18 protein-coding genes are annotated in these 20,424 nt (G+C 41.4%); 13 read left to right on the top strand and 5 right to left on the bottom strand.

Features of this window, described 5'->3' with window-relative positions; translation table 11 throughout:
• Nucleotides 1-171: 171 nt before the first annotated feature.
• From J4E76_RS14210 to J4E76_RS14195, 4 genes are all read right to left on the bottom strand, one after another.
• On the bottom strand, nucleotides 172-1,707 hold the full coding sequence (locus J4E76_RS14210) for a YifB family Mg chelatase-like AAA ATPase (protein ID WP_208505541.1): 1,536 nt from the start codon (nucleotides 1,705-1,707) through the stop codon (nucleotides 172-174).
• Nucleotides 1,700-2,284, bottom strand: a complete 585-nt coding sequence (gene lpcA, locus J4E76_RS14205; RefSeq protein WP_208505258.1) for a D-sedoheptulose 7-phosphate isomerase — start codon at nucleotides 2,282-2,284, stop codon at nucleotides 1,700-1,702. The genes J4E76_RS14210 and lpcA overlap by 8 nt, the downstream gene beginning before the upstream one ends.
• Before the next feature lie 62 nt (nucleotides 2,285-2,346).
• A complete protein-coding gene (locus tag J4E76_RS14200) occupies nucleotides 2,347-4,179 on the bottom strand; it encodes an ABC transporter ATP-binding protein (RefSeq protein WP_208505256.1) in 1,833 nt (610 codons plus the stop codon).
• A 36-nt stretch (nucleotides 4,180-4,215) separates the two neighbouring features.
• Nucleotides 4,216-5,874: a hypothetical protein gene (locus J4E76_RS14195; protein WP_208505254.1), complete on the bottom strand. Its 1,659-nt coding sequence runs from the start codon at nucleotides 5,872-5,874 to the stop codon at nucleotides 4,216-4,218.
• A gap of 157 nt (nucleotides 5,875-6,031) precedes the next feature.
• Between J4E76_RS14195 and J4E76_RS14190 the strand changes: the two genes are divergently transcribed.
• From J4E76_RS14190 to J4E76_RS14145, 10 genes are all read left to right on the top strand, one after another.
• Nucleotides 6,032-6,277, top strand: coding sequence for a type B 50S ribosomal protein L31 (locus J4E76_RS14190; protein ID WP_069842835.1), 246 nt, complete (start codon nucleotides 6,032-6,034; stop codon nucleotides 6,275-6,277).
• A 69-nt stretch (nucleotides 6,278-6,346) separates the two neighbouring features.
• The gene (locus J4E76_RS14185; RefSeq protein ID WP_208505252.1) at nucleotides 6,347-7,504 is read left to right on the top strand and encodes a GlmU family protein; all 1,158 of its coding nucleotides are present in this window, start codon (nucleotides 6,347-6,349) and stop codon (nucleotides 7,502-7,504) included.
• Complete coding sequence (locus J4E76_RS14180) at nucleotides 7,501-8,622, top strand: DNA polymerase III subunit delta (protein ID WP_208505251.1); 1,122 nt, start codon at nucleotides 7,501-7,503, stop codon at nucleotides 8,620-8,622. Before J4E76_RS14185 ends, J4E76_RS14180 begins: the two co-directional genes overlap by 4 nt.
• Before the next feature lie 32 nt (nucleotides 8,623-8,654).
• Nucleotides 8,655-9,587 (top strand): hydroxymethylbilane synthase, encoded by a 933-nt coding sequence (hemC, locus tag J4E76_RS14175; protein WP_208505249.1) that lies wholly within the window; start codon nucleotides 8,655-8,657, stop codon nucleotides 9,585-9,587.
• Nucleotides 9,577-10,485: a peptidylprolyl isomerase gene (locus tag J4E76_RS14170; RefSeq protein WP_208505247.1), complete on the top strand. Its 909-nt coding sequence runs from the start codon at nucleotides 9,577-9,579 to the stop codon at nucleotides 10,483-10,485. The genes hemC and J4E76_RS14170 overlap by 11 nt, the downstream gene beginning before the upstream one ends.
• Nucleotides 10,486-10,630: 145 nt before the next feature.
• Nucleotides 10,631-11,503, top strand: a complete 873-nt coding sequence (locus tag J4E76_RS14165) for a peptidylprolyl isomerase (RefSeq protein WP_208505245.1) — start codon at nucleotides 10,631-10,633, stop codon at nucleotides 11,501-11,503.
• Nucleotides 11,504-11,510: 7 nt separating this feature from the next.
• Nucleotides 11,511-12,410: an NAD(P)-dependent oxidoreductase gene (locus tag J4E76_RS14160; protein ID WP_208505243.1), complete on the top strand. Its 900-nt coding sequence runs from the start codon at nucleotides 11,511-11,513 to the stop codon at nucleotides 12,408-12,410.
• Nucleotides 12,411-12,504: 94 nt separating this feature from the next.
• A complete protein-coding gene (locus J4E76_RS14155) occupies nucleotides 12,505-13,902 on the top strand; it encodes a sodium-dependent transporter (RefSeq protein ID WP_208505241.1) in 1,398 nt (465 codons plus the stop codon).
• Between the two features lie 65 nt (nucleotides 13,903-13,967).
• Nucleotides 13,968-14,306: an MGMT family protein gene (locus J4E76_RS14150; RefSeq protein WP_208505240.1), complete on the top strand. Its 339-nt coding sequence runs from the start codon at nucleotides 13,968-13,970 to the stop codon at nucleotides 14,304-14,306.
• Between the two features lie 38 nt (nucleotides 14,307-14,344).
• Nucleotides 14,345-15,082: a TerC family protein gene (locus J4E76_RS14145; RefSeq protein ID WP_208505238.1), complete on the top strand. Its 738-nt coding sequence runs from the start codon at nucleotides 14,345-14,347 to the stop codon at nucleotides 15,080-15,082.
• On the opposite strand, the gene J4E76_RS14140 is transcribed toward J4E76_RS14145, so the two are convergent.
• The gene (locus J4E76_RS14140) at nucleotides 15,072-16,502 is read right to left on the bottom strand and encodes a sodium:solute symporter (protein ID WP_208505235.1); all 1,431 of its coding nucleotides are present in this window, start codon (nucleotides 16,500-16,502) and stop codon (nucleotides 15,072-15,074) included. The genes J4E76_RS14145 and J4E76_RS14140 overlap by 11 nt on opposite strands.
• Nucleotides 16,503-16,584: 82 nt before the next feature.
• On the opposite strand from J4E76_RS14140, the gene J4E76_RS14135 reads away from it, so the two are divergent.
• From J4E76_RS14135 to J4E76_RS14125, 3 genes are read left to right on the top strand one after another with little or no spacing between them, the layout of a single operon-like run.
• On the top strand, nucleotides 16,585-17,376 hold the full coding sequence (locus J4E76_RS14135; protein WP_208505233.1) for an ion transporter: 792 nt from the start codon (nucleotides 16,585-16,587) through the stop codon (nucleotides 17,374-17,376).
• An 8-nt stretch (nucleotides 17,377-17,384) separates the two neighbouring features.
• Nucleotides 17,385-18,821: a hypothetical protein gene (locus J4E76_RS14130; RefSeq protein WP_208505231.1), complete on the top strand. Its 1,437-nt coding sequence runs from the start codon at nucleotides 17,385-17,387 to the stop codon at nucleotides 18,819-18,821.
• 14 nt (nucleotides 18,822-18,835) lie between these two features.
• Complete coding sequence (locus J4E76_RS14125) at nucleotides 18,836-20,347, top strand: FAD-dependent oxidoreductase (protein ID WP_208505229.1); 1,512 nt, start codon at nucleotides 18,836-18,838, stop codon at nucleotides 20,345-20,347.
• The last annotated feature ends 77 nt before the right edge of the window (nucleotides 20,348-20,424 follow it).

The raw sequence follows: 20,424 nt of genomic DNA, 5'->3' as shown, positions 1-20,424 counted from the left end.
TACTCAGAAATTATGTCTCTTTGACATGTATTTATGCGGTCTAGTCTTGTTATATATTTTCAAGCCAGTTTTTTCTTTCCGAGAATTGAATCCGCGAGAAGGGATAGCTGTCTTCCTTAATGGCGCGTTATGTGTTGTAGAAGAAATATGAATAGGACAACGAGTTGAGTATTACCCCGCCCAACCTTCTCGGTCTAAACTTCTGTATTGGATGGCTTCGGCAAGGTGTTCTATTCGAATTTCTTCACTGGCCGATAAATCTGCAATGGTGCGACTGACCTTGAGAATACGATCGTAAGCTCTTGCTGAAAGGCCCAGTCTTTCCATTGCTTTCTTCAAAAGTATTCTCCCAGCATCATTGATTTGACATACTTGTTTGACCATCTGACTACCCATCATAGCATTAGAGTGTATGCCAAGATCTTTAAGACGCTCTTGTTGTATCTCACGTGCTTTGATGACTCTTTGTCTAATATCCGCGCTGCTTTCGGCCTTGCGATCTTGTGTCATCTGATCGAAAGAAACGGGGGTCACTTCCACATGTAAATCAATTCGATCTAAAAGTGGGCCACTGACTTTATTGAGATAGCGCTGTACTTGGCCTGAGCCGCATACACATTCTTTCTCAGGATGATTATAGTAGCCACATGGGCAGGGGTTCATGCTGGCAATCAGCATGAAGTTGGTCGGGAATTCCACCGAAATACGTGCTCGACTTATGGTTACTTTGCGTTCCTCCAACGGTTGGCGCATCACCTCTAAGACAGTTCTCTTGAATTCGGGTAGTTCGTCTAAAAATAGTATACCATTATGTGCTAATGATATTTCTCCCGGTTGCGGTACCCCACCACCACCGACTAAAGCCACATCTGAAATGGTATGATGAGGACTTCTAAACGGTCTTTGGGTGATGAGTTGTGCATTGCCGCCTAATCTCCCGGCTACCGAGTGAATCTTTGTGGTTTCCAGAGCCTCATGCAAACTCAGTGGAGGTAAGATTGAAGGAAGTCTTTTCGCAAGCATGGTTTTGCCGGCTCCTGGAGGACCAATCATGATCGCATTGTGCCCACCAGCTGCGGCAATTTCTAAAGCACGCTTAATATTTTCCTGCCCTTGAACATGGGAAAAGTCGGCCTCATACTGGTCTAGGTTTTCGAAGAAATGTTCGCGGGTGTCGTATATGACAGGTTCAATCTTTCTCTTACCATCCAGAAATTCTTTTGCTTCGATTAAGTTTTGAACGCCTATAATGTCTAAGTCATTGACGATGGCTGCTTCATTGGCATTCTCCTCGGGAAGTATAAAGCCTTTGAAGCCTTTCTTCCGTGCTTCTATGGCGATTGGAAGGGCACCTTTTATTGGTCTGAGTGTGCCATCAAGTGCTAGTTCTCCCATAATGACATATTGCTCCATGTCATCAGCTGTGATTTGACCTGAAGACTTCAGAACACCTAAAGCAATGGGTAAATCGTAAGCGGAACCCTCTTTTCGAATGTCCGCTGGTGCCATGTTCACCACAACCTTCCTGCGTGGAAAACGGTAATTGAAATACTTGAAAACTGATTCTATACGGTGTTGACTTTCCTTAACAGCATTGTCGGGTAGGCCTGAGAGATGGAATTTAGTACCATCGACAATATTCACTTCAATGGTGATGATTTGAGCATCAACACCAAAGACGGCACTCCCAAAACCTTTACTAAGAATCAATGGTATGTTTTTCTATCAGTTGAATCAAAATATGAATCACCTTGATATGAATCTCCTGTATACGATCAGCAAAACCAATGTGTGGGACTCGAATTTCTACATCGACAAGATCAGCCAGTTCTCCACCGTTTTTTCCTGTCAGGGCAACAACCTTCATTTTTTTTTGCCGTGCTACTTCTGCGGCTCGGAGCACATTCTTTGAGTTTCCACTCGTGCTAATGCCTAAGAGAACATCCCCTTCTTTACCAAGACCTTCAATGTATCTCGAAAAGATGAAGTCATATCCAAAGTCATTAGAAACACATGAAATATGGCTTGGGTCTGAAATAGCAATGGCCGGAAGTGCTTTTCTGTTTTCACGATAACGGCCGGTCAATTCTTCAGCAAAGTGCATGGCATCGCAATGTGAGCCGCCATTACCGCATGAAAAGATTTTACCACCATTGTTAATGGCATCAGACATTAATTGTGCAGCAGCTTCAATCTGACTTAGGTTATCGTCATTATTTAAGAATTGGTCCAGTACTTTGGCCGCTTCTTTCAATTCTTCTAAGATCAGTTGCTGGTTATTCATTATATCAAGATTACTGAAGGAAATGATTTATTATATATAAGTCAATAAAAACATGATTTAATCTAAACGGACTGCATGTTAATCAGCTTGTGATAAATACCTTTTTGGACGATTAGAGCCTCATGGTTACCTCTTTCTACAATGCGACCTTTCTCCATGACAAGAATTAGATCGGCATGCTGAATAGTGCTCAGCCTGTGGGCAATGACAATTGAAGTACGATTCTTCATTAGGTTAGTCAGAGCCTCCTGTACAAGTTTTTCTGATTCAGTATCGAGTGCCGAAGTAGCCTCATCCAGAATAAGAATTGGAGGATTCTTCATGATAGCTCGAGCTATGCTAATGCGTTGTCTTTGACCACCTGATAATTTACCACCGCGTTCGCCTACAGTTGAATCGTAACCATCTTCCAAAGCCATAATAAAATCATGGGCATTAGCGATTTTTGCAGCCTTTATAATGTCCTCTTTCTTAGCGTCTGGCATAGCAAAGGCGATGTTCCTTGCCACCGAGTCATTAAATAGGATAGATTCTTGGGTTACAACCCCCATCAGATTTCTTAGGGAATTGATTTCAATGTCTTTAATAGGGATGCCGTCAATGCTGATCTCGCCTAGTGTGGTGTCATAAAACCGAGGGACGAGATCCGCTAAGGTTGATTTTCCAGCGCCTGAAGAACCAACCAAGGCTATTGTTTGGCCTTTCTCAACAGTGAGATTGATATCGCTAAGAACAGGTTCCTTATCGTAAATAAAGCCGACATCCTTAAAAGAGATATTGGAATCAAACGAAGGTTTGATTTTAGCCTTTGGTTTATCTTGAATCTGGGGTTTTTCATCAATCAGTTTGAAGATACGTTCTGCCGAAGCTAAACCTCTTTGGATACTACTGATGGATTGGGAAAGGCTTTTTGCCGGATTCAGAATTTGGCTAAAGACAATGATATAAACCAGAAGTCCTTCGCCATCTAAGTTCGTTTCGTCATTCAATACTAAATTTCCGCCTACTACCAATAAGGTAGCAACAACAAGAATTCCCAAGAATTGAGAAATAGGTGAGGCGAGCTCGTTTTTACGCGCCATGGATACGTTAATCTTTCGATAAGTCCTTGTTTCCTTTTCGAAAAGATCGCCTACATAGTCGCGGGCATTAAAGGCTTTGATTACCCTCATGCCGCCAAATACTTCGTCCATGAGGTTAACAATTCTTCCAAGGCTTTCCTGACTTAGAATCGCCTTCTTTTTGAGCTTCTTTACAATTTCAGAAATGATCAATCCCATGATTGGAAAAAAGACCAGTGTAAAGAGTGTGAGTTGGACAGAGGTGACAAATAGGAAAGTTAGATAAACAATAATTGTAGTCGGTTCTCGAAAGAAGACCTTTATTGAACTCATTAAGGTCACTTCTATTTCCTGAACATCATTGGTCATTCTAGACATGATGTCACCTTTTCTTTCACCTGCAAAGAAGCCTAGGTGTAGCTTAGAAGTGTTATTGAAAACCTTATTCCTGATTTTTTCAATCAAATCAGCCCTCATGTAACCCATGATCACATTGGAGATATAGGTAAACAGGTTCGAGAATAAAGCCGAGATACCAATAATTATACTCACATAAATGAGTGCGCCTTGCGGTCCGTTGCTGGTTTTGAATTCAATGAGTCTTTGAAAAAACAAGGCTTTTAGATAGTCAATCCCAAAGTTTAACCCTTCGGTATTCGCTTTCTCCAAAAGCTCAGCTTCATCTTTGGTTTCAAAAATAACGGTGAATAAAGGTTCCAGCAAAGCTAGGTTTGCCAGTCCAAAAATGATCGCTAAAAAAGCAAAGATTACATATTGCGGAAAATACCTATGATAAGGCTTTGCGTATGAAATAATCCGACCGTAAGTACTCATAGAGTCAATTTCGGAGGCAAGTTATAGATAAATATTTCAGAATTCATGCTGGCGCTGAGGAAGATTCCACCTGAGTGAAAGCATTGTAATGAAGCTACTTGCCGATCGTGTAGCCAAAGCACTGTCAAAGTTTCGATAAATGGTTCTAAGATCTACGAACAAGTTCTGCACGAGCATGTAAGATCCTGATAGTTCGACATAGGTATTGGTAGTGGCCACACCTTGGCCGATCGTATTACCAGTGTTGCCAATCCGATCATCCGTGCTGCTCAATAAATTGCCACCATAATTAAGACCATTTTCATCCTCACCAAAATTGCTTCGAATGATCTTACCCGTAACGTAAAGTTTATTGATGGGTTGGTATCGAGCTGACAGAATTAGCTCTTTGAAGTTAGCCCCAAGGGGGTGTGCCAATGGGTTTCTGTAATTGGTATAACTGAGAACTGTTGTATCTGAAGCGTAGAAATAGGGCCTAGCAACATTATACTCAACCTGAAGATCAAGGTTTGCTACATCAAAGGCATCAATATATTTTGCCCCCAATTGCACCCCAAACTTGTTTCTCCAGTCGCCATCACCACTTCTCAGTGCGTCAATAACAAACTCATCCAAAATGAACTGGCCATAGAATTGATATTTTCCTTTGAAATTATATGCGAAGTCTATGCCTAGCAGCGCATTTCCTGGACTGCCTCTTTGTTGCTCAATAGCACGATAGAAGATGATTGGATTGAAATAGTTGATATCTGCTTCCTCTGAAATTATGGTTTCAAAAAGTCCTATCTCAAGTGACTTGGTAATATTCACGCCCAACCTATGCATACTCAAATATTTTCTAGGGTAGTTGCCGTCACCTGGAGAAAGGGCATTAGCAAAAATGATATCCGATGTTAACTGCCCGAATAAATTGGTGTATTGAAATTTGCCTAGTCGGGTATTGATCTGCCCGAAGAGAAATGGGCTGGAAAAATCGGATAGGACCATGGACCTAAGGCCATGGCCAATAAATTTCTTATCATAGCCTGCCTGTAAATCGATGCTTTTGGTTACGTTAAAAGTTAGGTAACCTCTTGCATGTGTCAAATCATATACATCAGCATCTGCTTTCCAGAAACCTTCATTAGGGACCGCTCGCCTGCCTAGAATAGAGTTCCTGACATAATTAGGAAAAACAAGCTGCGTTGTGGTTAGAAAGGTGTAAAACCCAATCTTATCGTCAATCATTCCCTGTGCCTCAATTCCTCTAGTATTTGTATAGAGTGTGCTTTGAGCATCCGCGTCATTTCCTACAGAGAAATCAATCACTGGGTTGATTCGGAGAGAGAAGTTATCGGCTCCATAGTAGAGGAAATCAGACTTTTTGGTATACATCAAGTCCCACCAAGACTTGTCATTCTCGTTATATGGAGAGTTTGTCCATTCCCAGTTGTCGTTCATCAAATACTGATAATTGAATTCGTCTTGAGAGGATAGGTTCTCATATTCATCTTGCATTCCCAATAAAAAATTAGCCAGATCAACCCTCCTGAGCGGCTTGAAAGTAGTTTGCAGCAAGTTGTCAGGGTTGCCATACTTGATTTGAAACCGGTCGATGAGATGGTAGTAATCTCGGTTGTAAGGAATAAACGTGCTTTGGGCAGTGGCTAGACCTTGTGTCAGCAAAAACACAAACAGAATGAGTAGCTTTTTCATAGGCGTATCGAAGTCCTAAGATAATGAATGAACGGTTCTAACCTTTAATAATCCAAGAGACTTGAATTTCTTTGAATTATAAAACTAATATGTTTGTGTAATATTCTCCAAGTCACTACATTTGCAGTCCTTTTTGAGGGAAGTAAAATTTAGCGCAATGAAAAAAGACATTCACCCTGACTATAAACCAGTTGTATTTTACGATACATCAAGTGAAACTAAGTTTATGACTCAGTCTACTATGACTTCGGGCGAAACTATCGAGTGGGAAGATGGAAACACTTATCCTTTGATTAAAGTGGAAGTTTCTTCTGCATCACACCCGTTCTACACTGGTAAGAAACTATTTGTAGATACTGCAGGTAGAGTTGAGAAGTTCAACAAACGATACAAGAAAAAATAGGCTTAGACTATATAAGTCATTTAAGGAAGTCTCCATGCGATTAAGCTGGAGACTTTTTTATTTTTGTGCATGGACATGAACCTCTACGATCCTGCCGAGATCAGAAGCAGCCTGCTACCCTTTACTTTTACAAGGCCTGTTGCTGATATTAGAGTCGGAATCTTAAAAATCTCTGAAAAGTGGGAGCACTTTGGTTTCAGCGTTGGATTCTTGACTGAGGAATACCTTTCAGCGAAATTCAAATCAAATAATGGTAGCCTCAAAGTAAATGGTGCGCTATGTCCAGATGAATCACTTGTTTCTGCGATCAAGTCCTTAAAAGAAGGTCAGAAGTTGGTTTCTGAAAATACGGTGCTAGCGCAAGTTGGGGAGGGTAAAGAGTCCGTGGAATTTAGAGGTCCCATAAGGCTGATTGCTAATCCTTGGGAAATCTTCCAGCACAACAAGGAACAGATATTATTAGATTATGCTCTCCTGACTAAGGGTAGAACTTCGGCCGACATTACTGATCCGAATACTATAGTCTACAATAGTGAGAATATCTTCATTGAAGAAGGTGCGGAGATCAAAGCTGCTATTCTTAATGCCGAAGAAGGCCCAATATATATTGGAAAGAATGCTCAAGTGCATGAGGGTGCTATTATAAAAGGTGCTTTCGCATTGTGTGAAGGATCACATGTCAACATGGGTGCAAAAATAAAAGGTGATACCACCATAGGCCCTTATTCTAAGATAGGTGGTGAGATCAGTAACTCAGTAATCTTTGGTTATTCAAATAAGGGGCACGATGGGTTTCTGGGTAACTCGGTAATCGGTGAATGGTGCAATCTTGGTGCTGATACCAATACATCTAACCTCAAGAACAATTATGCTGCAGTGAAACTCTGGAACTACCAGAGTGGAAGATTCGCCAATACTGGATTGCAATTTTGTGGGCTTATGATGGGTGATCATGCCAAATGCGGTATTAATACCATGTTTAATACAGGGACTGTAGTAGGTGTAGGTTCTAATGTATTCGGTTCGGGTTATCCGCGAAATTTTGTGCCCTCTTTTGCTTGGGGTGGTGCGAGTGGTTTAACTACATTTCAGCTGAGAAAGTTTTATGAAGTGGCAGAAGCAGTAATGAAACGTAGGAGTATCGAGCTTGATGATCAAGAAAGAGATATGCTATCTAAAGTTTTTGAGCTTACTGCGGCCTACAGAATTTGGGAGAATAAGGCATGAGGTTCCAAGACATTCCTGGTTTAGAAATCGCAAAGCAAAAGCTGGTCGAAGCGGTTGCATCAAATCATGTGGCACATGCTCAATTGTTTGCGGGTACCGAAGGAAGCGCCAACCTGGCAATGGCTCTTGCATTTGCTGCGTATTTGAACTGTGAGAATCCTTCTGATACAGATTCATGCGGTGAGTGCTCTTCTTGTCAAAAGAATGCAAAATTTATACATCCTGATGTAAACTTTATTTTCCCTTCAGCGGCAACCATTAAACTTAAAAGAGAGGATGCTACTAGTGAGAAATTTTTGAATGAGTGGAGGGTATTTCTTCAAGAATCTGTCTATGGCAATGTCTCCGACTGGAGTAGTCATTTCGGTTGGGAAAACAAGTTATTGATGATTCCACGGCAGGAGAGCCGGAACATTGTAAAAGCTTTGTCCTTGAAGGCTTTTGAAGGCCAGTTCAAGGTTATGATTATTTGGCTGCCCGAACTTATGAATGCCAATGCTGCCAATGGTATTCTGAAAATATTGGAAGAGCCGCCAGAGAAGACAGTTTTTTTGATGGTGACTAATGATGCGAATAAACTATTGACGACAATTCTGTCTAGAACGCAACAGTTTAGAGTACCCTCTTTTTCTGATGCTGAAATTCAGCAGGCTATTGCTTCAGAGAGTATATCAAGGGAAAGAGCGTCACAAATAGCCTATATGTCTGAAGGAAGTATGCGGACTGCCTTACAGATGGTCAATGGAGAAGATAATGAGACTCAGAGTTATTTCAAGAATTGGTTTCGGCAGTGCTTTACCTATAATTTTGAAGAGCTTATCTCTATGGCCGATGAGTTTCAGAAGAAGGGTAAAGAGTTTCAGAAGGAGTTGCTTGGTGTTGGTTCAGGTCTTATGAGAGAATCTCTGATTTTTGCCTCTGAGGCCAATGAGATTTGCAGAATACCTGCCGAAGAAGAGGACTTTATTCAAAAGTTTGGTAAAGTGTTCACTCCTGAGAAGATCATGGAAGTCTCACCGAAACTTGATGAGGCGCAGTACCATATAGAAAGGAACGCCAATCCTAAAATCCTCTTTCTTGATTTATCTCTTACGATTGCCCAAATTGCGCGAGCCTAAGCAATAGGCAATAAGTCCAAACTCAATACCTCATGAAAATACGAATTGGTACTCGGGGAAGTAAGCTTGCACTCTGGCAGGCTTATCATGTAGAGGAAAAGCTAAAAGCCGCGGGTTTTGAAACCGAGATTGTGACCATTGAAACTAAAGGGGATAAGATTCTTGACGTCTCCATTGCAAAAATTGGCAGCAAAGGTGTTTTTACAGAGGAGATCGAAGATCAATTGGCGACCGGACAAATCGATATTGCTGTGCATAGTGCTAAGGATATGCAATCCACTTTGCCAAATGGTTTTGAATTGATCGCCTTTATGGAGCGAGAAAAAGCCAATGATGTGATCATTAGCCATAAGGACGGCTTAGAAATGAACCAAGACTCTCATTTTGTGCTTGGTACCTCTTCAACCCGAAGAGTAGCTACTTTAAAACGCTTTTATCCGAATATCAAAACTGTTGCGGTTAGGGGAAATTTGCAGACTAGAATTCGAAAAATGAAAGAAGGTGCTTGCGATGCATTGCTTTTGGCCTATGCCGGTGTGCATCGGATGGGTTATGAAGACATGATCTGTAAGGAACTATCATTCGAAGAATTTATCCCAGCAGTAGGACAGGGGAGTGTTGCTATCGAAGTGCACGAAAGCCTTCAAGGTGAGAAGTCAGACAGGATTAGAGAAGTATTGAATCACTCAGAAACAGAGACCTGTCTTAAGGCCGAAAGAGCTTTTTTGAAGACAGTGGATGGAGGTTGTAGCATACCTGTTTTTGCCAGGGCTACCCTCAATGAATCTAAGCTTGAGATCGAAGGAGGCATTATCAGCCTGAACGGAGAGGAAAGAATATCATATAAACGAATGGCCAATTCTGATCAAGCGATCGAATTAGGTGAACAACTCGCCAGAGAAGTATTATCTTCGGGCGGAGAAAAAATTTTGAAAGACATAAAAAATCAGATAAATGAGGAATAGAATATTTCAAATACTAAGTGCAGCATGTCTCGTACTTATTATTGCAAGCTGTGGAGAGACCAAGTCTTCAGAGACTCCAGCAGCTGAGGGTGACGATTATTTAGTGACCATCAAAACAAGCATGGGCGAAATGAAGGCCATACTTTATGACGAAACTCCTAAGCACAAAGAGAATTTCTTGAAGTTGGTCAACGATGGTTTTTATGATAGCCTGATCTTTCACAGAGTGATCAGTTCATTCATGATCCAAGGTGGAGATCCTGAGTCTAAGAATGCTGCTCAAGGCCAACCTTTGGGTTCAGGTGGACCGGGTTATACTGTTCCTGCTGAGTTTGTTCCTACTTTATTTCATGAAAAAGGAGCATTATCAGCTGCCAGACAAGGCGATCAGGTAAACCCTGAAAGAGCATCTAGCGGAAGCCAGTTCTATATTGTTCAGGGGACGGTGACGCCAAGAGAACAACTTGAAGGAACTGATCAGAGAAAGATCATTACGGCATTTAGAGAGTGCATGCAGACTTATCCTGAAAGTGATTTAGCTAAGGAATATCAGACAGTTTTGACTGAAAATCCTGGTGACAATGCTGCGATTCAGACCAAGGTGGAATCTACTCTTGATCGATTGACGGAACTGACAGGAAGAACCTTTTCTATGTCTGAGGCTCGTATTGAGAAGTATTCCACCATTGGAGGAACTCCTTTTCTGGACGATGAGTACACTGTTTTTGGTAAGGTAATTTCAGGTTTGGATATTGTTGACAACATCGCTAGTGTTCAAACAGCACCGGGCGATCGACCTGTTGAAGATATCAGAATGTTTATTTCTGTGGAGGTAATGCCACGAGCAGAAATTGAAGAGAAATATGGATACAAGTATCCTGTGGTATTGGAGCAGTAAGCTCAGAAAATTTTAAAGAAAAGGGCTTCATTGACGTGAAGCCCTTTTTTTGTGCTATGGTGTAGTTAGAAATGACGGAATTATAAGAATGGGTGTGTATATCGGAATGTGTAATGTAAATTCACCCTGATTCAACATTAAGCTTATGAAATTCAAATTCTTAGTAGCCCTCTTATTGGCTATTGTCCTAGTGGGTTGTTCAGAAGAGCAGGATGAAATTATTGTGATTTCAACTCCTTATGGAGATATGACTGCTGTTCTTTTCGATGAAACACCTTTGCATAAAGAGAATTTTCTAAAGCTGGCTAAGTCCGGCATGTACGATTCGGTTCTCTTCCACCGAGTGATTAACGAGTTTATGATTCAGACTGGCAATCTGGCAACAGGTAAACTAGAATCAGGTGTGAAATACACTTTGCCAGCCGAATTTATGGCAGAAAAGTACATTCATGAAAAAGGAGCTTTGGCCGCAGCCAGAACAGGCGATGCTTCAAACCCTGAAAAGAAATCAAGTGGTTCACAATTCTATATTGTGCATGGCGAGAAGTTCGATAATGAAGGTTTAGCTGCTCGTGCTGATAGAAGACAATACTTAAAATTATCAGGGCTCTTCCAGCGAATGCTAAGGTCAGAGCGTTTTCCAGATTTAACAGAGAAGTATAACTACCATGTAAACAAGTTTAGAGAAGATTCTACCTACAACTTCAATCAAGCTCAACGTGACTTGATCTTTAATTCTATTGAGGTAATCGAAGAGGCGTTTGGCCCACAAGCCGATCCGGGCTACCCGGACTGGGCAAAAGAAGTGTATGCAACAATTGGTGGAGCACCGCATTTGGATGGGCAATACACTGTTTTTGGCAAGGTGGTAGAAGGACTTGAAGTCATTGATCAAATCGCTGGTACAGCTACCAATCAAAGAGACAGACCGCTTGAAGATATCCGAATGGATGTTAAAGTGGTAAGTATGAGTAAGTCAGAAATCACTAAGAAATACGGTATTACATATCCAAAATAGCCGCGCTTTGAAAGTATTAATAACGGGTGCCAATGGACTCCTTGGTCAGAAATTGGTCAAACTCATTTTGGACAAGGGTGGGGATGATTTGATAGCTACCGCTAGGGGAGCCAATCGACTGCCTTATCCTGAGTCAGGATATAGATTCGACCAGATGGATATTACGGATCAGGCCCAAGTAGATGAGGTGATAGATAAGTATTCTCCCGATGTCGTTATTCACACTGCAGCAATGACTAATGTGGATCAGTGTGAAACTGAACGTGAAGATTGTTGGAAGCAAAATGTGGATGCGGTTGACTTCCTAATTCGGGCGTGTGAGCGTAATGCTTCTTTTCTCCTTCACCTTTCAACAGACTTTATTTTCGATGGGGAAGACGGCCCTTATGATGAGGAGGCAGCTCCGAACCCCATTAGCTACTATGGAGATAGCAAGCTGGCTGCTGAAAAACTTCTTCTGGAGAGCGGTATAAAGTATGCGATTGCCCGAACAGTTTTGGTTTATGGAATTGCTCATGATATGAGTCGATCAAATATCGTGTTATGGGTTAAAAAGAGTCTTGAAGGTGGCAAAGCGATCAAAGTTGTTGATGACCAGTGGAGAAGTCCCACACTGGCTGAGGACTTGGCTATGGGTTGTTATTTGATTACAGATAAAAGAGCAGAAGGCATTTTCAATATCTCAGGCAAGGACCTTTTGACTCCTTATGAAATGGCGTTAAAAACAGCTGCTTATTTCGACTTAGATGCTTCAACGATGGAGAGGGCTGATGCTTCCACTTTTACACAAACAGCCAAACGACCACCTAAAACTGGGCTCTTGATTGACAAGGCAGTCCGAGAACTGGGCTATACGCCACATTCCTTTGAAGAAGGCATCGGAATATTAGTCAAACAGTTGTCCTAAAGCCATCCAGCGCATTTTAGGTTGAAGTCTCCACGTTTTTAGATATATTGGTCTGTTATTTTTTAATCTCAACTAAACCTTAAATACTAATTCTATGGCAATCAATGCTTCTTCCGACAACCGTGGGCAGTGGGGATCCAAGTTTGGATTCATCATGGCTGCAGCGGGTTCAGCAGTCGGACTGGGAAACATTTGGCGTTTCCCTTACATCACAGGAGAAAATGGAGGAGGGGCATTCGTCCTCGTTTATTTGCTATGTGTTATCCTAATCGGTGTCCCGTTATTATTCACTGAAATGGGACTTGGTCGAATGACTAAGAAGAGTACCATTGGTGCATTTAAAGATACAGGTGCTAACCCTTTATTCATGGGACTTGGTGCCATTTTAGCATTAGCTGTAAGCTTTTTTGTACTCTCCTTTTATGGAAATATTGCTGGTTGGACGATTGGTTATATCGGTAAATCTCTGACCGGCTCGACCCAATCCTTTGCAGATTTTGCCGCTGACGGAGGGACTGCTATTGCGCTAATGGGTGTTTTTACAATTGCTACTATTTTAATTGTGAGACTCGGTGTTTCAGGTGGAATCGAAAAGGCAGCAAAAATTTTGATGCCAGTACTTTTTATTCTAATCGCAGTTGTGGCCATTCGAAGTTTGACTTTGGAAGGTGCAATGGCCGGAGTTGAGTTCTATTTAAAACCTGATTTCAGTAAGATTGATGGGAACTCTGTTTTGGCAGCACTTGGACAAGCTTTCTTCTCTATGAGTATAGGGTGGGGTATTATGATCACATATGGATCTTACCTGCCTAAATCGGCCAATATTGTGAGTAGTGGTGTCTGGGTAGGTTTTATGGATGCTGGCGTTGCCTTACTTGCAGGATTTATGATTTTCCCAGCAGTGTTTGCCTTTGGTATGGATCCTGCTGCCGGGCCAGCATTGGTGTTTGAAATACTGCCTGTAGTGTTTGCAAGCATGCCGGGCGGTGCTATTATAGGCGCTTTCTTCTTCTTGCTACTTTTGGTTGCAGCATTAACTTCATCAGTATCTATGTTGGAAGTGCCAGCTTCCTATTTTATGGACGAAAAGAAATGGAGTCGTAGTAAATCTGCTTGGGTTGTTGGTGGTCTTTTGTTCTTAGTTGGTATTCCTTCGGCACTTTCACATAATTCGAGTGAGTTTTTTACGAACATGTCATTGCCTTTGCCATGGCTAGATGAGCCTAAGGTTGGGTTCCAGAACATTTTGGATTATTTGTTTGGTGAATTTTTCATAGTCGTTGTGGCACTAGTCACTAGTATTTATGCTGCCTGGAAAATTGGAGCAAACAAAATTATTGATGAGTTAGCCGAAGGTTCTGAGAAGTTTCAATCAGGGACTGCTAAGGCAAAGGGATTAATGTTCTTCATAAAGTATATTTGCCCTCTTGTAATTTTGGCTGTGCTATTGAATATGCTAGGCGTCTTTGGCGTTTTTGCAGGCGGAGGATAGTTCCAAATATTTCAAAATGTTAAAGTCCCTTCCAATGGTTGGGACTTTTTTTATTAGCTTCAACTATGGCAAAAGATCACACCAATTTTTTCAATAATGTATATGATGTGGCACGGCTTATACCCTATGGCCGTGTGACAAGTTATGGAGCCATTGCTCATTATCTGGGTACAAAAGGTAGTGCTCGAATTGTGGGTTGGGCCATGAATGCCTCTGGAATTCATGAAGATGTACCAGCACACAGAGTGGTAAATCGAGCTGGAATACTGACCGGTAAACATCATTTCGGTACGATCAACCCAATGCAAGAACGATTGGAGGCAGAGGGCGTTATTGTGGTTAATGATAAAATTCAAAACTTGAAAGAAGTCTACTGGGACCCCACCGAGGAACTAGCACTCTAATTCTCCTATATTTGTACATCAACATTTTTCTCATATAAATGGAAGTCTTATTGACCTCAGAAGGCATTATCGCCTTACTTACCCTTACTTTTTTGGAAATAGTCTTAGGGGTAGATAACATCATATTTATCTCGATTATTTCAAACCGATTGCCAGAGCATCAGCAATCCAAAACGCGAAACCTTGGTTTATTTTTGGCGCTTGTAATGCGCATCGGACTTCTGTTGGGGATCAGTTGGATCATAGGTTTTACAGAACCTCTGTTTACTGCTTTTGAATATGAGATCAGTATCAAGGACCTTATTCTCATTGTTGGTGGCTTATTCTTAATTGGTAAGAGTACTACCGAAATTCATGAGTCTCTTGAAGTGGATGAACATGAGGAAACGGAAAAAGTCGCCACTTCTATAAGTAAGGTTATTCTTCAGATTGTAGCTTTGGATATGGTGTTTTCATTCGACTCTATCTTAACAGCCGTGGGTTTGACTACTGAGGTGACAATTATGATAGTGGCGGTTATTATTGCGATGATTGTAATGATGACTTTCGCGGGTCGCATCAGTAACTTCATTAACAAGCATCCATCTTTGCAGATGTTGGCGATGTCATTCTTAATATTGATTGGTTTTATGCTAGTACTGGAAGGTATTGGTCAGCATATTCCTAAAGGCTATATCTATTTTGCCGTATTCTTTTCTTTGACTGTAGAGTCTTTGAATATGCGCAGAAGACGTAAGGTCGCAGCACTAAAACTCAAGAAACGAATTACGGGCTAGTTCTCTTTGAGATAAACAGGAGACCTAAAAAGGTAAGTGCTCCATTTAATGCGAGCACAAAGAAGCCAAACCAGCCATTGGTATTTAGATCTATAGCATAGGATAGTAATGGTGCTGCAATACAAACGATCATTACATACTTATCTCTGACCGATCGCTTGGTCAAAAGCCCAAAGGAGAACAAGCCTAGCAAAGGCCCATAAGTGTAGCCTGCAGCTCTGAAAATTGAGTTGATTACACTGTCATCATTGATTGCATTGAAGACAAGTATGATTAAGAACAATATGACAGAGAAGGCAATGTGTACTTTAAGTCTTGTGCGTTTCTTGTCACTTTCTTCTTTCTTATCGAAGTTCAGAAAGTCAACGCAAAAAGCAGTGGTCAGTGCAGTTAATGCAGAGTCTGCACTAGAATAGGCCGCAGCGATGATGCCGAGCAGGAATACTATACCGGCAAATGTGCCTAGATGATTTAAAGCCAACAACGGATATAGTCCATCTGTCCTATCAGGAACAGAAATGCCATTTTGCTCAGCATAGAAATATAGAAGTGCCCCCATGCTGAGGATAAGAATATTGGCAATAACCAAGATGACGCTGAACCAGAAGATGTTCTTTTGTGCATCCTTGAGCGACTTGCAAGTCAGGTTCTTTTGCATCATATCTTGATCCAAACCAGTCATCACAATGGCGATAAGCGCTCCTGAAATGAATTGCTTTGGAAAGAAGCGTGCACTGCCCCAGTCGAAATAGAAAGTTCTGGAAAGTTCACTTGCCTGAATTTCGCCAATCGCCTCGGAAAGACTCCAACCGAGTTCTTTAGTGACAATAAAAATGGTGGTAACCACTGCGATAAGTAAGAAGGAGGTTTGCAAGGTATCGGTCCAGACGATCGTTTTGATACCTCCCTGAAAGGTATACACCCAAATCAATAAGATAGTGACAGCCACAGAAACCCAGAAAGGGACTCCGAAACTATCGAACAAGGCAGTCTGTAAAACTATGGCAACCAAAAAGAGCCTGAAGGCAGCCTGAACAGCCCTTGAAAGTAGAAAGAATGCAGAACCTGTCTTGTAAGACCAGAACCCGAACCTCTGCTCCAAATAGCCATATATAGATACTAAGTTGAGCCGATAGTATAGAGGCAAGAGAACCTTGGCAATTACCAAGTAACCGAGTAAGTAACCCAAGACCACTTGAAAGTATGAGAAGAAGCTATTGCCAACTTCTCCTGGGACAGAAATAAAAGTAACTCCTGAGAGGGAGGCCCCGATCATCCCAAAGGCTACAAGAAACCAAGGAGACTGTTTATTGGCAGTAAAGAAGGTGCTTGTGGTGGCTCCTTTAGAAGTGATTTTGGCGACAACCACCAATAGCGCAAAATATCCGGCTATTAAGCCGATCACCAAACCTGGGCTCATGAAATATCAGGGTTTACTTAAATTTCAATATCATTGAATTTTTAAGAGTGACCAAAGCCTCTTAAATCTTTATCTTTCTGAAATGAGTAAGTCAGCTAAACAAAAGGTACTTAGAACGCTAGACAAAGCGGACGAAAAAGACATCGTCAGTAAGCGGTTTGATCAGTTCATTATGGCCTTGATCCTGCTCAATGTGGCAGCGGTCATTGTTGAAACCGTAGACTCGATTCATAGTAAATATGAATTGGTTTTTGAGTACTTCGAGATCTTTTCTGTTATTGTATTCAGTGTAGAATATATAATTCGTGTATGGGCATGTACTGCTCTTGAAAAGTATAAACACCCACTTTGGGGTAGACTGAAATACATGGTTTCTGTCGAAGCCATTATAGACCTTTTAGCAATCATTCCATTTTACTTACCATTCCTGATCAATCATGCAGACGGAAGAATAGTAAGAGTATTGAGGCTTTTTAGGCTTTTTAGAATATTTAAGCTTGGACGCTATTCACTCGCCTTCGGCTTGATTACCACCGTTATTAAGAAGAGAAGAGAAGAGTTGGTTGTCACATTGACTCTATTGATTATCCTCTTGATTTTTGCATCAACCTTGATGTATTATATCGAATATGAGCCGGATAAAGCTGGTTTTCAAAGTATTCCGGAGACCATGTGGTGGGGTGTTGCCACGCTTACTACTGTAGGGTACGGAGATGTTTATCCTGTCACCGCTTTGGGCAAAGTACTTGGCGCAGTTATCGCCATCTTGGGAGTTGGACTCTTTGCACTACCAGCCGGTATTATAGCTGGAGGCTTTGAGTCAGAACTGAGTAGCAAGAAGAAAAATAAAAAAGGGGAGAAGGCAGAAGAATGAACAATGTCTTGAAAGGACAACTATTGATTTCAGGAGGTTTGCTTGTGGGCTATTGCTTGGCTTACCCTATAGTGCTTGCTAAGTATTTCTATGAAAAACCCCAAATTGACTTTGTGGTCTTTGGTGTCATTTTTTTGACCTCATGTTATATCATATGGAAAAACCTTTCAAAAAAGAACTGGATTAAGAATCTGGTTTTCGTACTTCTAATACTTCCCTTAGCCTGGTTAAAACTAGAATTCTGGCTGTATTCTCAACTTAATTCGCCTCAGTTTGTGACCTACATATTGCTGGTCTTATTGGCTGGTATAATGGTGTCAGTCCTACGTTTTGGCAGGAATACAGAAGACCCGAATTGGATCAGTCTTCTTTTAATTCCCGCCATGGGCGCGGGTTTTATCATGAGCTTGTTCTCAACTGACCATGAGTTTAGTCGATTGTTAGTGCTCTTTTTCGTAGTTGGTTTGCTGGCTTACAATTGGGAGCAGTCCAAGATGAAGGCATTCGTAATCTTGGTTTTCGGGTTGGGAATTGTTGCCTTAGCTCAGGTGTTTGAATCGCCAAAGTTTTTTGAAAGACAGGCAAAGTATCACGATAAACTTGTTTTCTCTTATGAGACGGATTTGCAAGTCATTGATATCACAGAATGGCGAGGCAACCATTGGTTTTATACTGATGGTGTCAACCAATTCAGTTCTATAGACTCATGGCTGTTCTATGAACCCTTCGTTTACCCCGCCTTGCAATTGGCCAAAAGTTATGAGCATGTCTTGGTCATTGGGGGAGAGAATGGTATGCTGGTTAAAGAGCTCGAAGGTACAAGAATTACTAACCTAAAACTGATCCCGATTGATAAAGAACTACATGAACTGGCTCAAAATGAGACACTGTTTACAGCACTCAATGAAAATAGTCTCTCAAATAAGACACTCGATTATGTCAACGATGATGTCTTTACTTTTCTAAATAACAATCCACGATCCTTTGACTTGATATTTATCGATGTTGCCGATCCCATTGACCTTGAAAGAAACCAATACTTTACCAAGGAATTCTATGAGCTGGTTGGAACTGCTTTAAAAGATGATGGTCTGTTCGTCACACAATCCGGTAGTCCTTATTTCGCCACTGAGGCCTTTGAAGTAGTTCAGAAAACAGTGCATTCAGCCGGCTTTGACCCGATTACTTTTCACAATCAAATCTTGACTTTAGGAGAGTGGTCCTGGATTATTGGAGCGAATGCGGATGTAGGTGAGAGGCTAAGGGAAAAGCTCTTTAATTCAAAATTTGATGCCTTTCAAACACAGTGGCTCAACCAAGAGGCTATGCAGATGATGCTGAGTTTTGGCAAGCCAACACGTGTAACAAACGACCTGCAAGTGAATACAATGATTGAGCCTACACTTTACAAGTACTATTTAAATGGTAACTATGCCTTAAAGTAGAGGGCCACGCATAGATGGAGAGAAGAAAGTTTCTAAAAATATCGTCACTTGCCACACTGCCTTTGATTTTGAAGTCTTGTGATTGGTCTTCGCCAAAAAGGGACTTCGCTATTACTGTTTATACGGATATACATACTGGTCATCTCATCTTTGAGAGTAGCACCTTTCCTAAAGATGAAAAGATCACCACGGAGACATTAATTGTTGGAGGTGGTGTTGCCGGACTAAGTGCTGCCAATTATCTGAAGGGGCAAGACTTTATGCTTTGCGAGTTATCAGATAACCTTGGAGGGACCTCCTCTTCAATCGATTCTAATGGGACCACCTTCGCCCAGGGTGCACATTATGACTTGGCTTATCCATCTAATTACGGTCAAGAAGGCTTGGCGCTTTTAGCGTCCTTAGACATTGTTGAATATCAACCTTGGAAAGACTCATGGTCTTTTAAAGACAGACAATTCATTATTCCGAACCCTCGGAAAAACCAATGCTTTCAAGATGGAAAGATGAGGTCTGATGTTTTGCCAGAAGGAGAGTTGAAACAGAATTTTCAAAGCTTGCTCAAGCCTTATTATGGCCGAATGCCTATGCCCACAACTGAGATCGATGAGGATCTCAAAGGGCTAAATGAAATTAGTTTTCATGACTTCCTCAATCAAAATTTGAGCCTCACGCCAACCTTCAAAAGAGGATTGGACTATCATATGCTAGACGATTGGGGAGGAACTACTGATCAGGTTTCTGCATTGGCAGGCATACATTATTTCACCTGCCGACCCTATGAAACACAAGTAGTCGACCTATTTTCTCCACCAGATGGCAATGGCTATTTCATTAAAAGACTAGCTGGTAACCTACCTGCTGAAAGTCTGCGCACTCGTCATTTGGTAAAGTCGATTCAGGCTAACGATGGTGGTTTTGTAACTCAGGTAGTTGACATTGCTTCCAAGACGGTAAAGGAGATTGAATCTCTGAATGTTGTGTATGCAGGACAAAAGCATGCCCTAAAGTACATCATGCCAGAGCAGTACACCTACTTCGAACAAAACACTTATGCTCCTTGGTTGGTGCTTAATTTTATCCTCGACAACAAACTCGACAAGAAAGGCTTTTGGCAAAACGAGATGCTAATGGAAGACGAAACTTTTATGGGTTTCGTAGACTCAGACATGCAAGAGACCGGAGATACTGAAAGTCGGGTTTTGACCGCCTACTATTGTTTGCCACCAGCTTCAAGAAATGATCTTAAAAATGTTGAAGCGAACAAAGAAGTGATCGTTGAAAAGACAGTGGGATACTTAAACGAGTATTTTGATCAAGACATTTCAGGTATGATCAAAGAGGTGCATATTAAGGTGATGGGGCATGCGATGCCAATACCAACACCTGACTATTTGTTCGATGACAAGAATGAGAATCGCCTATACACAAACATGACTTTCGCAGGCGTTGACAACGCTAGATTACCTCTATTTTTCGAAGCAATGGACTCCGGAATACAGGCTGCCAAACTATTAGGCAAATGATCGCCATAAGCGGAAATATCTCTTGATGAAAAGCAGGTAGAAGCCCCGCTTTCCTTGTATCTTGATACTTCTATTAA

Source organism: Roseivirga sp. E12, assembly GCF_017592825.1.
Classification (GTDB): domain Bacteria; phylum Bacteroidota; class Bacteroidia; order Cytophagales; family Cyclobacteriaceae; genus Roseivirga.
This window is presented reverse-complemented; position numbering and strand designations above follow the sequence as displayed.